15 protein-coding genes are annotated in these 13,655 nt (G+C 41.2%); 8 read left to right on the top strand and 7 right to left on the bottom strand.

The genetic code is table 11. The features are described from left to right. Positions 1–26: 26 nt before the first annotated feature. From JMN32_RS11590 to JMN32_RS11570, 5 genes are read left to right on the top strand one after another with little or no spacing between them, the layout of a single operon-like run. Positions 27–1,469: a nicotinate phosphoribosyltransferase gene (locus JMN32_RS11590; RefSeq protein WP_202856492.1), complete on the top strand. Its 1,443-nt coding sequence runs from the start codon at positions 27–29 to the stop codon at positions 1,467–1,469. Then, positions 1,466–1,879 (top strand): hypothetical protein, encoded by a 414-nt coding sequence (locus JMN32_RS11585; RefSeq protein ID WP_202856491.1) that lies wholly within the window; start codon positions 1,466–1,468, stop codon positions 1,877–1,879. Before JMN32_RS11590 ends, JMN32_RS11585 begins: the two co-directional genes overlap by 4 nt. Continuing rightward, positions 1,876–2,373 (top strand): NADAR family protein, encoded by a 498-nt coding sequence (locus tag JMN32_RS11580; protein ID WP_202856490.1) that lies wholly within the window; start codon positions 1,876–1,878, stop codon positions 2,371–2,373. Before JMN32_RS11585 ends, JMN32_RS11580 begins: the two co-directional genes overlap by 4 nt. Before the next feature lie 4 nt (positions 2,374–2,377). Beyond that, positions 2,378–3,388: an SPFH domain-containing protein gene (locus JMN32_RS11575; protein WP_202856489.1), complete on the top strand. Its 1,011-nt coding sequence runs from the start codon at positions 2,378–2,380 to the stop codon at positions 3,386–3,388. Between the two features lie 10 nt (positions 3,389–3,398). Next, on the top strand, positions 3,399–4,325 hold the full coding sequence (locus tag JMN32_RS11570) for a diacylglycerol kinase catalytic domain-containing protein (RefSeq protein WP_202856488.1): 927 nt from the start codon (positions 3,399–3,401) through the stop codon (positions 4,323–4,325). Positions 4,326–4,374: 49 nt separating this feature from the next. On the opposite strand, the gene JMN32_RS11565 is transcribed toward JMN32_RS11570, so the two are convergent. Next, the gene (locus tag JMN32_RS11565) at positions 4,375–4,797 is read right to left on the bottom strand and encodes a hypothetical protein (RefSeq protein WP_202856487.1); all 423 of its coding nucleotides are present in this window, start codon (positions 4,795–4,797) and stop codon (positions 4,375–4,377) included. A 192-nt stretch (positions 4,798–4,989) separates the two neighbouring features. On the opposite strand from JMN32_RS11565, the gene JMN32_RS11560 reads away from it, so the two are divergent. Both JMN32_RS11560 and JMN32_RS11555 read left to right on the top strand, forming a co-directional pair. Next, positions 4,990–5,370, top strand: a complete 381-nt coding sequence (locus JMN32_RS11560; RefSeq protein WP_202856486.1) for a PLDc N-terminal domain-containing protein — start codon at positions 4,990–4,992, stop codon at positions 5,368–5,370. A gap of 60 nt (positions 5,371–5,430) precedes the next feature. Continuing rightward, positions 5,431–7,545, top strand: a complete 2,115-nt coding sequence (locus tag JMN32_RS11555) for a glycoside hydrolase family 97 protein (protein WP_238354442.1) — start codon at positions 5,431–5,433, stop codon at positions 7,543–7,545. 107 nt (positions 7,546–7,652) lie between these two features. Here the strand turns inward: JMN32_RS11555 and JMN32_RS11550 are convergent, their stop codons facing one another. The 6 genes from JMN32_RS11550 to JMN32_RS11525 are packed head-to-tail and all read right to left on the bottom strand — an operon-like array spanning position 7,653 to position 13,037. Next, positions 7,653–8,234, bottom strand: coding sequence for a nucleotidyltransferase family protein (locus JMN32_RS11550; protein ID WP_202856485.1), 582 nt, complete (start codon positions 8,232–8,234; stop codon positions 7,653–7,655). 48 nt (positions 8,235–8,282) lie between these two features. Continuing rightward, positions 8,283–9,461 carry an XdhC family protein gene (locus tag JMN32_RS11545; protein WP_202856484.1) on the bottom strand — a complete coding sequence of 393 codons (1,179 nt, stop codon included), beginning with the start codon at positions 9,459–9,461 and terminating at the stop codon, positions 8,283–8,285. Between the two features lies 1 nt (position 9,462). Further along, positions 9,463–11,649: a xanthine dehydrogenase family protein molybdopterin-binding subunit gene (locus JMN32_RS11540; RefSeq protein ID WP_202856483.1), complete on the bottom strand. Its 2,187-nt coding sequence runs from the start codon at positions 11,647–11,649 to the stop codon at positions 9,463–9,465. Further along, entirely contained in the window at positions 11,646–12,110 is a 465-nt protein-coding gene (locus JMN32_RS11535) for a (2Fe-2S)-binding protein (RefSeq protein WP_202856482.1), read from the bottom strand. Before JMN32_RS11535 ends, JMN32_RS11540 begins: the two co-directional genes overlap by 4 nt. A gap of 5 nt (positions 12,111–12,115) precedes the next feature. Then, positions 12,116–12,574, bottom strand: a complete 459-nt coding sequence (locus JMN32_RS11530) for a nuclear transport factor 2 family protein (RefSeq protein WP_202856481.1) — start codon at positions 12,572–12,574, stop codon at positions 12,116–12,118. Between the two features lie 46 nt (positions 12,575–12,620). Beyond that, positions 12,621–13,037 (bottom strand): c-type cytochrome, encoded by a 417-nt coding sequence (locus JMN32_RS11525; RefSeq protein ID WP_202856480.1) that lies wholly within the window; start codon positions 13,035–13,037, stop codon positions 12,621–12,623. Between the two features lie 204 nt (positions 13,038–13,241). Between JMN32_RS11525 and JMN32_RS11520 the strand changes: the two genes are divergently transcribed. Continuing rightward, entirely contained in the window at positions 13,242–13,652 is a 411-nt protein-coding gene (locus tag JMN32_RS11520; RefSeq protein ID WP_202856479.1) for a DUF2141 domain-containing protein, read from the top strand. The last annotated feature ends 3 nt before the right edge of the window (positions 13,653–13,655 follow it).

Here is a 13,655-nt window from a genome sequence, read left to right as displayed (position 1 = left end):
AAGTCTTACCACAAACATTTATAGCTATGAAACGCAATAACTTAATACTCCTCGCAGATGCTTACAAGTACTCTCACCACAAATTGTACTATCCTGGTACTACCAAAGTATACAGTTACCTCGAAAGCCGTGGCGGTAAATTTGATAACACGGTTTTCTACGGTCTGCAGTACTTCATTAAAGAATATCTTGAAGGTAAAGCCTTTACTCAGGAAGATCTTGATCAGGCCGAACCGTTTCTGAAACAAGTTTTTGGACGTGACGATGTGTTTGACAAAAGCAAGTTCCAATATATACTGGACAAGTATGACGGTAAGCTTCCTGTTAAAATTAAGGCTATACCTGAAGGAACTGCCATAGCAACCAAAAATGTACTGATGACCATAGAGAACACCGACCCTGAATGCTTTTGGTTAACCAATTTTCTTGAGACTTTACTTATGCAAATCTGGTATCCTACCACGGTAGCAACACTTAGTCGTGAGGTAAAAAAGGTTGTAACTCAGTATTTCGAAGAAACCGCTACCGAAGGTGCCGAAGCCGGTATTGAGTATGTACTGAATGACTTTGGGTTCCGTGGTGTGAGCAGTGTGGAAAGTGCTGGCCTCGGAGGAAGTGCCCACCTGCTCAACTTTCAGGGAAGTGATACACTGGCAGGATCTGTACTGGCTCAACAGTATTACAATACCAGCGAGGTTTATGGAAAAAGTATACCAGCCACCGAGCACAGTATATGTACGCTTTTGGGTAAAGACGGCGAGCTTGATATATTCAAACATGTACTCAACACCTTCCCTAGCGGCATAGTAGCATGCGTATCTGACAGCTATAACATCTTCAAAGCCTGTGAAGAATACTGGGGAGAAAACCTCAAAGCCCAGGTTCTCGACAGAGAAGGTGTATTGGTTATACGCCCCGACAGTGGTGACCCTGTAATGACTTTGCTTAACGTATTCGATATACTATTTGACAAGTTTGGTTACACGGTCAATGATAAAGGTTATAAAGTATTGCCTCCACAAGTACGTGTCATTCAGGGTGATGGTGTAAATTATGATGCCATCAAAGACATGTACCAGGCATTAAAAATTAATGGTATTAGTGCTGAAAATCTGGTGTTAGGCATGGGCGGAGCACTTTTGCAGAAAGTGGATCGTGACACCCAAAAGTTTGCCTTAAAATGCAGTTATGCCGAGGTTAATGGCAAAGATGTCATAGTACAAAAAAGCCCTACTGAAATGGATGCTGATGGTAATATTACCGGAAGCTTCAAAAAAAGTAAGGGAGGAAGACTGAAACTTATAAAGCTGGCTGAAACTTACGAAACCGTGCTGGAGCATGAGTTCCCTGAAATGAAGGATGAAATGTTGACCATATTTGAAAATGGTCAGTTGCTTCAGGAGTGGACTTTTGAAGAGTTGAGAGACAGAGCAAAAATTAATACAAACGAAAAACAACTAGTAGGATGATTACCCGAGCGATCAAAAGAGCATTTGCACAAGCCAAAGAAAAGAACTGGGACAAAACCTTCTGGGCATTTGACATTCACGAGACTATCATAAAGCCTAACTGGTCAGAGAATAATATCCCAACAGAGTTTTACCCTCTGGCTAAAGAAGCACTGCAACTGATCAGCAAAAGAAAGGATGTGAGCAGGATACTTTTTACCTGCTCACATCCAAACGAGATCGAAAAGTATCTGGCCTTCTTTAAAGAAAATGATATTCATTTCGATCATGTGAATGGCAATCCAGAGATTGTCAGCAAAAAATATGGCTACTATGAAAAGAAGCCGTATTTCAATGTACTTTTTGAAGATAAAGCGGGCTTTGACCCTTATGAAGACTGGGAAGAAGTCATAAAACTGGTAAAAGAATGAAAGAGGAAAAATTTACATACTTCTGGAGGACGGCTTCCCCATTTAGCAACTGGCACCCCTGCACTTTTGAAATTGATAACATCACTTTCAATTGTAGCGAACAGCATATGATGTATCATAAGGCGCTGTTGTTTGACGATCAGGAAACTGCCTCTGAGATATTGAAGGCCAAAACACCAGGAAAGCAAAAGGCTCTTGGAAGGAAGGTGAAAAACTTCGATCAGCAGGTTTGGGAAGAGCAATGCAAGCACATTGTTTACCAGGGCAATAAAGCCAAGTTTACCCAAAATGAGAACCTTCTGAAAAGGTTGTTAAAAACGGAGGGTACTACCATTGTAGAAGCCAGTCCGGTAGATGCTATTTGGGGCATAGGGCTGGCGGAGGATGATCCCCGAGCAAAGTCACGCCAAACCTGGCTAGGTAAAAACCTGTTGGGAGAGATCCTGACAGAACTCCGGGAAGAACTCTTACTTAATAATTCACTTAAATCATAATGCCATGTTTGGTATAAAATATATAAAATTCGATTCGATGACCTATGTCATCAAATACAAAAACGGCAGGATCGTCAATGAAGGCAGAGGGCTATCTTTCTTCTATTTCGCTCCGAATACCTCGATTACAGCTATCCCTATGGGCAGTTGTGATGTTAATTTTATTTTCACCGAAACTACATCCGATTTCCAGCAAACGAGCATTCAGGGGCAGATCACTTATAAGATCAAAGACCCTAAACAATTGGCCGATTTACTGGACTTTACTGTAAATGAAAACGGTGATTTTAAAACTGACGATCATGAAAAGCTCAACGCGAGGGTGATTAATGAGGCTCAAACAGCTACAGCTACTTTCATAAGAAAAATGGGATTAAGAGAGGCTATTAATAGTTCTTCCTCGCTTGAAAGCACAATCAGCAGTGGCTTGAAGGCTTCCAAAACTATAGCCTCTTTAGGTATAGAGCCTTTAAGTATAAATATTCTGGCTATTAAAGCTACTCCCGAAACCAGCAGAGCTTTAGAGGCAAAAGCCAGGGAAGAGCTCCTAAAAGAAGCTGATTTGGCTATCTATGAACGTCGGAATTTTTCAGTGGAGCAGGAAAGGAAGATCAAGCAAAGTGAGCTGAATACCGAGATTGCTATAGAGCAAAAGAAAAAAGAGATCGCCGAAACGCAGATGGAAAGGGAAGTTGCCGAAGCTCAAAACCAGCGAAAGATCAGGGAAATGAGGGTTGAGGCAGATATTTCTGTCGAATCCAAAAAGCAGGAATACATTGATATGAAGGTGACCAACGAGAAGAAAACTGCGGATGCGAAAGGCTATGCCATAGAAACGATGATCAAGCCTTACAGAAATATGGATTGGAGGCTGCTTACGGCGATGTCTCAAAAATCAGATGCCGGGTCAAACATCGCATTGGCATTCAGAGAATTAGCTGACAATGCAGGTAAGATCAGTAACCTAAACATTAGTCCTGATCTACTGGATAGTTTACTAAAACATTCAAAATAATACCACCATCATGAACTTTGAAAGGGTAATACTGATTAAAAACAAGACAAGATTAGAAAAGTTGATTGAAAGGTTCAACTCAAAATCTCAGGCCAGATTCTACATAGAACATAGTGGTGGCGACTTCGACGGCTATGAGCATGAGCATAACACCTTCTACAACAGCCTGCTAAGTGTACAACGCGCTGTGACTAAACAACTGAAAACCACAGTGCTCGAAAAGGAATTTTTGCCGTCATACATTTTCACAAATACAGACCTTGTAGTGGTACTGGGGCAGGATGGTCTCGTCGCCAATACAGCTAAATATGTTGGTTCTAACCCGATCCTTGCTATTAACCCTGACCCTGGGCGTAACAGTGGTGTTTTATTGCCTTTCAATATAGGTAATTACCAAGAGGGTCTGATACAGTCTTTGAACGGAAGCTTCCGAATGAAAAGAGTCACTCTTGCGGAGGCTGAGTTGAATGATGGGCAAAAACTGTTGGCTTTTAATGATTTTTTCATTGGTAAAGCCAATCACACTTCGGCCAGATATAAGATCTCCTTTGGCGAGCAAACAGAGATTCAATCTTCCAGTGGGCTGATTGTTTCGACGGGTGCAGGTTCTACGGGTTGGTTGAGTTCCATTTTCAATGAATACAATGGCCTGTCCCAGTTTTTTGGGACAAGCACTTCAACATATTCCTACGAAATGCAATGGGATGAAGACCGCCTGTGTTTTATTGTTCGTGAACCTTACAACAGTCCAAGCACGAGTTCTAAATTGGTAGTTGGGGCTATAAATAATCAGACAAAACTAACTATAGAATCTCAAATGCCGGAAAATGGAGTGATATTCAGCGATGGCATTTTGGAAGACTACCTGGAGTTTAACTCCGGGCGAAAAGTTTGCATTGGTACGGCTTCCGAAAAGGCATGTTTGATTAGTAGATAGTAGTAAACTGAACATTTACCCTGGAGGTAAGGGCAACATCTGGTGAATTCTATTCTTTAATCTCTGTTAAATCCACCATACTATCTGAAGGGTCTGATGACAAAAAACGGATTTTGGCAATGCTATCTTGTTTGGACAGCACATTTCTTAATCTGTAGCCATTAAGAAATGTGCCGTTAACCTCCTCATTTATTATATAAGTAGAGTCGCTATAACTAAAAGTATATTTTACTTTGAAATGATCAACCTTCAGGCCACTCCCGTATTGGGTCTGTCTGATTATTGATTTTTCATGAAAAGATAAAACCTTACCCCACGCGACCTTATCATACCTGGAAAGTTTATAGAAATTATACCAACGGGGATAACTGTAGAATCCAACAATGGCAATCAGAGAAATCAATATGACAATCACTCCAACTAATATGTGCTTAATATTCCATATGTAGTAAAACCTAAGCTTCCTTGCCATTCTACTCTGATTAACAACTCAAATATAAAAATTTCAGGTTGACGACATTACCAAGGAGGAAATTAACCCTTCCTGTGACTCCACCATAGTTGGAAATACCTGACAAATGTGCTGCCCATTCTTTGTAATTACACCAAAATTCCAATTCTGACAATATCTCCTTAAATTACATCTCAATAGGCATAACAGTATATGAGTACATCAAAAAAAGTAATTCTAGGGCTATTCACCATCTTACCATTAATACTCCTAATGGTTTACTTCATCTTCTTCTTTATGTTTTTTATTAATATTGCCTCTCATGAGATGCACAAGGACATATTGCCGGAAGAATTCCCTCTATTCTTACAATCCTTCATTCCAATGATGATTTTAATGTTTATGGCCGTGAGTTCCGGGTTTATTTTAATGATCTACTACATCATCTTAATTAGTAAAAACAGGTCATTCGACAGTACTCAGCGTATCATATGGGTACTGATTGTGGTTTTTACCAGTACCATAGGCCAGATAGCATACTTTATAGTAGAAGTTTGGCCCGATAAACCCGACAGTAGACCATTGGTAAATTAACCTGTGACATAATTTAGTATTTTCGCATTCTCTTTTGAACTAACCATAACCCCATTAAAAATGTTAAATAACCAGCTAAAACGTCTGGTCGCGTATAAGTACCAATTAATACTCATTCTATTTGCACTCAACATCTCTTGCAAGATACCAGTAGAAACTGTCGTCCCACTTACCGCTGAATCCCCTTCGGGAAACAACATTGTAACATTTTTCTCCAATGCAAGCGGGGAAGTTGGATATACAGTGGCTCATAATGATAAGGTAGTAATTGATAGTTCGTATCTCAGTTTTGACTTTAAGGGGATGGATCCTTTAGGGTCAGGACTTAAAATAAGCAATTCATCATCTAAATCCGTCACAGAAACCTGGGAGATGCCCTGGGGAGAACAAAGAAAGGTGAAAAATAATTTTAATGAACTTACCATCGACCTCACCGAGCAGGAGGGTTTGGAGCGCAAATTAACTGTCATTTTCAGGGTTTATGATGATGGGCTGGGATTCAGGTACCACTTCCCCAACCAACCTAACATGAAGGAGGTTATCATTACAGATGAGAATACTCAGTTTAATCTCACCGGTGATCACAAGGTATGGTGGATGCCAGGTGACTGGGATATCTATGAGCACCTTTATAATGAAACTAAATTTTCGGAAATAGATGCTATCAGCAAACGTAACCACCCTAACCTGGCGCAAACGCATATTCCTAAAAATGCAGTAAATACACCCGTAACGATGAAAACCGAAGATGGTCTTTATCTTAGTTTTCATGAGGCCAACCTGACTGACTACTCGGGCATGACTATAAAAGTTGATCCGGCAACCTTTGGTATGGAAAGTGAATTGGTGGGCTCTGAAATTACCGGCTATAAGGTAAAACGAAACACACCTTTTAACACGCCATGGAGAACGATACAAATTGCTGATAGGGCAGGAGATCTGATAGAATCTAAACTTATTGTAAATCTCAACGATCCTAATAAACTGGGTGATGTATCCTGGTTTAAGCCTACAAAATATGTAGGAATCTGGTGGGAAATGCATTTAGGCAAATCTTCATGGGATATGGCAAGTGGTAAGCATGGCGCTACCACTGAAAACGCCAAAGCGTTCATAGACTTCGCAGCTGCAAATAATATTGGAGCCATGTTGGTTGAAGGCTGGAATACGGGATGGGAACATTGGATCGGTTTCGAAGATCGTGAAGGTGTATTCGATTTTGTAACTCCATACCCAGATTATAACCTGGAAGAAGTAATAAAGTATGGTAAGGCAAAAAATGTTAACATTATCATGCATCATGAAACTTCAGCAGCGCCAAGAACTTACGAGCAACAATTAGACACTGCATATAAGCTGATGGAGAACCTGGGTATTCATGCCGTAAAAACAGGATATGTAGGTAAAATCATACCTAAAGGCGAATATCATCATGGTCAATGGATGGTTAACCATTATAGAAAAGTACTCGAAACCGCAGCAAAACACAAAGTGGCTGTCAATGCTCATGAGCCAATAAAACCAACCGGTATTAGAAGAACACTCCCCAACGCTATTGCCAGAGAGGGCTTAAGAGGGCAAGAGTTCAACGCTTGGGCCAGTGACGGCGGTAACCCTCCATCACATCTCCCTACTGTGGCCTTCACTCGAATGCTGGCTGGCCCGATTGATTATACACCTGGCATTTTCAATATCAAACTGGATCCATGGAAGGAAGACAACCAGGTAAACACCACATTGGCTCAGCAACTGGCACTGTATGTCGTGATCTATGGTCCAGTGCAAATGGCAGCTGACCTGCCAGAGTATTATAAGGGTCATGAGGCTCTACAGTTTATTCGTGATGTAGGAGTAGACTGGGAAGAGTCTAAGGTATTGAATGGTGAAATTGGCGATTATGTCACCATTGCCAGAAGAGAAAAAAGTACCCACAAATGGTTTATTGGTTCAATAACTGATGAAAATCCTCGTGAACTAACTCTTGATTTGAGCTTTTTGGATAACGGCCAGTCTTATACCGCAACGATTTATGGAGATGCTGCTGATGCTCATTGGGACGATAACCCGACGGCTTATGAGATCACTACTAAAACAGTGACCAGCAAAGATAAACTCAATCTAAAACTTGCTCCTGGTGGTGGTGCAGCGATTAGTCTGGTTCCTGCAGGAAAGTAAACTGACCTTTTTTAAGACTAGCCTTCCTAAACTTTCAAGTTTAGGAAGGCTTTTTTATTAATCGATATCTTCAGGCATGTTATTTTGCTGATATCAACTTCATTCTTCTATGACAAAGCTTTGAAATTCTCCCAGTCCTTTGGAGTATCTATATCCTGACCGCCCAGTGGGAAGGGAACTAAGAAGGCGTCACCATGTCCTAAAATTGCTTTAGCACCCTTTTTATCGTCGATCTTTAATATTTGTTTGAAGTATTGTCTATCAAACAAAGCGGGGACTCCTACTGTGTTTCCATATGCTGACGCCACCAGGGGGTGGCCTTTATGATAGGCTTCTATCATTTTATTCAAAAGCCCCCCAGTCACGAATGGTTGATCGCAAACCATGATGATGACCGCATTGAGATCAGGATGTAGCTTGTGAATTTCATGGAGGCCAAATTTGATTGAATTGCCCATCCCTTTATTCCAGTCCAGGTTAAAGAGGCTTTCGGTTTTTAGGTATTTGATTTCCTCCCCTATCTCCTGATAGTGGGCACCTAGTACTGTTAGGGTAGTTTCTGAGACATCAAGAGCCGCTTTTATGCTTTTCTGAAGCAAAGATTCCCCGTTGAGCCTCAAAAGCTGTTTGGGCCGCCCCAGCCTTGAGGAAGAACCTGCGGCAAGTATGATAACTCCAATTTTACTCACACTTCAAATTAACAAATAAAATCCTATTACCAACTCCTCCAAATTGGGCTATATTGAACGCTTGTTTCTTTCAGCCTGATTAATAAAAACCTGCTTGAACACCTGATCTTCCTTCCCATCACGGTGATGAATGGGAGCATTTCTATATTTCAGAAAGCCTCCACTTCTGTTAGTGAATTTAGCCTGAATCTCAGTAACAATAGAAAGTGCGATCTCTTCAGGGGTTTCGGCCCCAATGTCAAGTCCCACTGGGCTGTGTATCCGATGCTTGTCTTCAGAGGTTAATTGAATACCTTCCGAATCAAGGGCTTCAAACATTTGGTCTACCCGCTTCCTGGGGCCAAGTATGCCAATATAGTTTACATCCGTAGAAAGAAGTCTTTTCAGCACCTGAAAATCATATTCGTAATTATGCGACATCAGTACAGCTGCAGAGTAAGGTTTTATTTTTATTTCTTCTTTAACATGTTCGCGCTTGCAGAGCTTAACATTATCTGCTAAAGGAAAACGCGCCGGAGCAATATGCGCAATGCACTCGTCAGTCACGGTAACATCCCACCCCATCACTTTGGCAAGATCAACAACAGGGCGTGCATCAAACCCGGCTCCAAAGATTAAAAGATCAATACATGGCTCTACTATCTCAAAAAAGACTTCTAATCGTCCCTCCTGGTAAATCTTAATTTCCGGCTTTCTGTTTTGTTGAACAAGAAACAAATCCTTACTCATCTGTTCTCTTAATGCTTCATCAACAATATCTCCCTGCACTTTTTGATCACTATCAATCCAGAGTTGTTCTGCAATCCCCGGAACTTCCTCAGTTCTGAAAACTGTTGCAATGACAGACAGGTTATCATAATTTACAAAGCTCTCCAGTCGCCTGACAGGGTTATCAATTTCACTTTCGTCTATGGCCTGTATCAACACATCTATAATACCATTACAACCTAACCCTATTCCCAAAGAATCTCCTTCAGCAGTAGTATCATAGGTTATTACCTGAGGCTTGCCCGTGTTCATCACTTCCCTGGCCCTTCGTAAAGCATCTCCTTCCAGACACCCTCCACTTATTGATCCAATCCATCTCCCATCATTAGTAATAAGCATCCGGGCTCCGGGGCTACGGTATGAAGACCCTCTTACTTTAACAACAGTAGCCAGGGCGGCCTTCTTCTTGTCAAAATCAATCTTGTGATACTCGGTTATAATATTCTTTATTTCCTTCATATTACGAACTAACTTCAGATAACTTGACTGGCAACTTTCGGATTCTCTTACCTGTTGCTGCAAAAATGGCATTGGCATAAGCCGCACTGATCATAGGCAAACTCATTTCTCCCAGACCTTCAGGTGACTCTTGACTATCTACAATATGAATATCTATTTTGGGTGCATCTTTCATTCTGATCATTTTGTAAGTATCAAAATTGTCTTGTTGAGCCATACCTTCCGCAATGGTCACTTCGCCAAACATGGCTGCTCCCAGGCCATCCACTATACCACCCTCTATTTGAGACTCTGCACCACTCTTATTCACCACTATACCACAATCCACAACAGCTAACACATTTTCTATGCGTGGTTGATCATTTGAGTCTAATGCTAAAGTTACAACTTCTGCCACATAAGCTCCAAACATAAAATGAGCAGCAAAACCTTTATAAACACCCGATTCTTTTTTGTACCAGTTAGACTTCTCTGCCGCAACGTTTATAACATGCTTGAGCCTTTTCGTACTATATGTCGGCCCACCGTGATCTGAGTATGGCATCTCTTTATCTTCCTCTCCCAAAATTTCCAGTCTGAAGTCAACAGGATCTTTTTTTGCAAGATGTGCCATTTCATCAATAAAGCTTTGATCTATAAAAGCCGTGGCATTATGACCGGGGGCTCTCCAGGCTCCGGTTGGCACGAGCGTTTTTACCGGGGTATATTCCATACGAAAATTGGAAACAAAACCAGCCGGGAAACCATCAGGAAATACCTCAGTAGTGTGTGGAGAATCTTTCGAACCTCGATACAAATACCTTGAAGTAGTGGATGCATTAAGGTGCCAGGCTACAAGTTTATTTTTATCATCCAGAGCAGCTTTGAGTTTGTACATGCCGGCGGGTCTGAAATAATCATGCTGTATATCATCCTCTCTGGTCCATACCACTTGTACTGGCAGCTTTAATTCATGAGAAATGGTGACAGCATCCGCCGCATAATCTCCCATTAACCTCCTACCAAAGCCACCCCCTACACGGGTCATATTTACAGTTATATTTTCACGAGCTATACCGGTAATTACTTCAGCCAAACGCTGTACATATCCAGGTACTTGGGTTGGCCCCCAAACAGTACACTCATTTTCTTTGACATCAGCACAGTAATTCATTGGCTCCATAGGAACATGGGACAAAAATGGCACCTCATAAGTAGCCTCCAGCACCTTGTCACTTTGATTAAAAGCAGAATCAACGTCCCCGTCATTACGAAGATCAATTGATCCTTTTTGACTCATATAGGTATTAAATTGCTCGTTTATCCCTGCACTACTTTCTGTCACCCCTTCACCATGTTCCCAGGTTACTTTTAAAGCTTTCCGTCCCTTTATTGCTGCCCAGGTATTGTCTGCCACTACAGCTACACCCGCTACCCGCTGGCCTGGTGCACGGGCATCGATCTTGACCACATGCCGTACCCCTTCAACCTTTCGGGTTTCCGTATCATCAAAACTTGTAACCTTACCGCCATAAACAGGACATTTTAGGATAACTGCCACCAGCATTCCTTCTTTCCTGGCATCAATTCCGAATTCAGCCGTTCCAGTTACTATTTTGTGATTATCAACCCCTTTCTTAGGAGTCCCTATAATTTTAAAATCCTTTGGATCTTTTAAGCCCGGAGACTCCGGCACGTCCAGCTTTGAAGCATCATCAACCAGTTCTCCATAAGTAAATTGCTTGTTGTTTCGTTTATTTTTGACTTTCCCCTGTTCAGCATAGCATTCACTCTCAGAAATTTGCCACTTCACTGCTGCTGCAGTAACAAGCATAGACCTACCTGTTGCCCCGGCTGTTCTCAAAGCCTGCCAGTTGTTCTTTATTCCTGTACTACCCCCGGCAAACTGACCACCTAGCCTGCCATCAAGCCCTGCCTGTACCACTTGTATCTTATTCCAATCAACCTCCAGCTCCTCTGCTATGATCATAGGTAGAGAGGTTTTTACTCCTTGTCCTATTTCCGGATTTTTAGCAAATATGACAATGCTGTTATCCGCACCGATCTTTAAGAATGCGTTGGGCTCAAATTGTGTCAATACGTTTTCTCCAGCTCGTGCCGACAGCCCAAAACCAAGTATAAGCCCTGTACCTGTTATTCCGCTTATCTTTAGAAAGTCGCGACGTTTGATTTTAGTTACTTCACTCATTTTGCTCCTCCTTTCTCAGCAGCAGCCAGAATTGCTTTCTTTATTCTCAGGTATGTGCCGCACCTGCAAATGTTACCCGACATAGCCATATCAATATCCTTTTCAGAAGGCTTGGGCTTCCTCTGAAGAAGTGCTGCTGCCGACATGATTTGCCCTGCCTGACAATACCCACACTGTGGTACATCTATCTCCTCCCAAGCCTGTTGAAGTGGATGATCTCCATTTTCAGACAGCCCTTCAATGGTCACAACTTTACCTTTGACCGCAGACACGGGAAAGCTACACGAACGAATGGCATTACCATCAAGGTGTACCGTACAGGCTCCGCAAAGCGCCTTGCCACAACCAAATTTGGTCCCTTTTAACCCTAACATATCTCTCAACACCCATAACAATGGTGTATCCAGATTAACATCTACTTTATAGTTGTGTTGATTAATATTTAAACTGAACTGTGCCATAAGAATTAATTTTTAGCAGTTTCATCCATAGGGGCAGGACTTTGCCAGAGCACATTGGTGATCATCCAGCGATCACCATATTTAGCAAGATGAAAGTAGTCAGTACCCCAATGGGCAGTAAGCTTACCTACAGCGGTTTTATCCTGAACATCAAAAACCTCAATTACCTTAGGGGCATCTTTGGGCAGCCACCCCTTTGCATTCCATTTACCTGCCAGATCAACCAGCTCATCAAATGTCATTACAGACTCATCCTTATACTTCGTTTGATCCTTTTCCCTCCAAAAACCCTTTTTCACCAACTCCGGGTGTACACTCTTTTTTATCCTTTCGGGCTGAACGTCGTAAATCCCCTCTACATAATTGAGAATAGCCATCTTTACCAATTCCTCATCCGTCTGAGCCTCAACAAAATTAAAGCCCAAAAAGAGGATTAAAATCAATAATAATCTTTTGATTTCCATGCGTTGTGGTTTTAAGATATAAATACATATTTCGAGTCCTGACCGATTACTTTCTAAAGGAACTCACCTGTTTTTCAGTAATCACTTCACCTTTGTTACCCCAACTGTTTCTAATATAATTGAGTACATCGGCTACCTCCTGGTCTGTCATATCAAATCCAGGCATTACATTGTTGTAGGTTACACCGTTGACTGTTATCTCACCTGACACTCCATTAATAACCTGCTCTATTGAGCGTCCAGCATTGTCCATGAGATAATCGGAATGGGCTAAAGGAGGAAAGATTTCTGGTACACCTTTGCCATTTTGAATATGACATGTAATACAATAAGATCTATAAAGTTCCTTACCTCGTTCCAGGCTTTGCTTCAAATTATCGCCCTGATCTGAGTCTCCGGAAAAAGAGCATAGAAAAATGGTAAACGTAAAAATAGAAGACAGTATCAAAGCTTTGAGATACATAGAATAATTTAGGTATTTGGTAATATTTGGTAAAACGAAAATCACACCCATTGCGATGACACCCGCCTGTCTTATTCGATAAACATCATATTGTTAACTCTTAACTACATGTTTGATTTGACAAACATAACATTACTTATACCGCTATGTTATAAATCTACGCTGGCTTTCACTATAATTGGGCTATCTTAATTAACACCTGAAATGACAATACTGTTATCTTTCCTGTTACTACTTGGCTATTCGAATCAAAGTGTAAATGAATTGAATATTACCGTAGAAAATATTAAAGATCCAAAGGGGCAATTGATCGTGGCCATATTCAACTCAAAGGAAAACTATTTAAAAAAACCTTTTGAAAGTCAGACTATTGCTGTAAAGCATAACAATACCAGCATCAAGTTCAAAGACTTACCGCAAGGTCAGTATTCAGTATCGATAATTTATGATGAAAATAATAATGGGGAGTTGGATAAAAACTTCTTTGGGATACCCACGGAAGGCTTTGGCTTCTCAAAAAAGTCGATGGGTACTTTTGGGCCACCCTCTTATGATGATACTAAAATTGAGCTTGATGGTGATGTTTCCATCACCATCTCATTGAAATATTTCTAATTT

It is taken from the genome of Fulvivirga marina, from assembly GCF_016775155.1.
Lineage (GTDB): Bacteria > Bacteroidota > Bacteroidia > Cytophagales > Cyclobacteriaceae > Fulvivirga > Fulvivirga marina.
This window is presented reverse-complemented; position numbering and strand designations above follow the sequence as displayed.

What these genes read in the sequence shown, in the direction of transcription:
- JMN32_RS11590 (WP_202856492.1), top strand. Translation starts at nt 27, where the DNA reads ATGAAACGCAATAACTTAATACTCCTCGCAGATGCTTACAAGTACTCT.
- JMN32_RS11585 (WP_202856491.1), top strand. Translation starts at nt 1,466, where the DNA reads ATGATTACCCGAGCGATCAAAAGAGCATTTGCACAAGCCAAAGAAAAG.
- JMN32_RS11580 (WP_202856490.1), top strand. Translation starts at nt 1,876, where the DNA reads ATGAAAGAGGAAAAATTTACATACTTCTGGAGGACGGCTTCCCCATTT.
- JMN32_RS11575 (WP_202856489.1), top strand. Translation starts at nt 2,378, where the DNA reads ATGTTTGGTATAAAATATATAAAATTCGATTCGATGACCTATGTCATC.
- JMN32_RS11570 (WP_202856488.1), top strand. Translation starts at nt 3,399, where the DNA reads ATGAACTTTGAAAGGGTAATACTGATTAAAAACAAGACAAGATTAGAA.
- JMN32_RS11565 (WP_202856487.1), bottom strand. Translation starts at nt 4,797, where the DNA reads ATGGCAAGGAAGCTTAGGTTTTACTACATATGGAATATTAAGCACATA.
- JMN32_RS11560 (WP_202856486.1), top strand. Translation starts at nt 4,990, where the DNA reads ATGAGTACATCAAAAAAAGTAATTCTAGGGCTATTCACCATCTTACCA.
- JMN32_RS11555 (WP_238354442.1), top strand. Translation starts at nt 5,431, where the DNA reads ATGTTAAATAACCAGCTAAAACGTCTGGTCGCGTATAAGTACCAATTA.
- JMN32_RS11545 (WP_202856484.1), bottom strand. Translation starts at nt 9,461, where the DNA reads ATGAAGGAAATAAAGAATATTATAACCGAGTATCACAAGATTGATTTT.
- JMN32_RS11540 (WP_202856483.1), bottom strand. Translation starts at nt 11,649, where the DNA reads ATGAGTGAAGTAACTAAAATCAAACGTCGCGACTTTCTAAAGATAAGC.
- JMN32_RS11535 (WP_202856482.1), bottom strand. Translation starts at nt 12,110, where the DNA reads ATGGCACAGTTCAGTTTAAATATTAATCAACACAACTATAAAGTAGAT.
- JMN32_RS11530 (WP_202856481.1), bottom strand. Translation starts at nt 12,574, where the DNA reads ATGGAAATCAAAAGATTATTATTGATTTTAATCCTCTTTTTGGGCTTT.
- JMN32_RS11525 (WP_202856480.1), bottom strand. Translation starts at nt 13,037, where the DNA reads ATGTATCTCAAAGCTTTGATACTGTCTTCTATTTTTACGTTTACCATT.
- JMN32_RS11520 (WP_202856479.1), top strand. Translation starts at nt 13,242, where the DNA reads ATGACAATACTGTTATCTTTCCTGTTACTACTTGGCTATTCGAATCAA.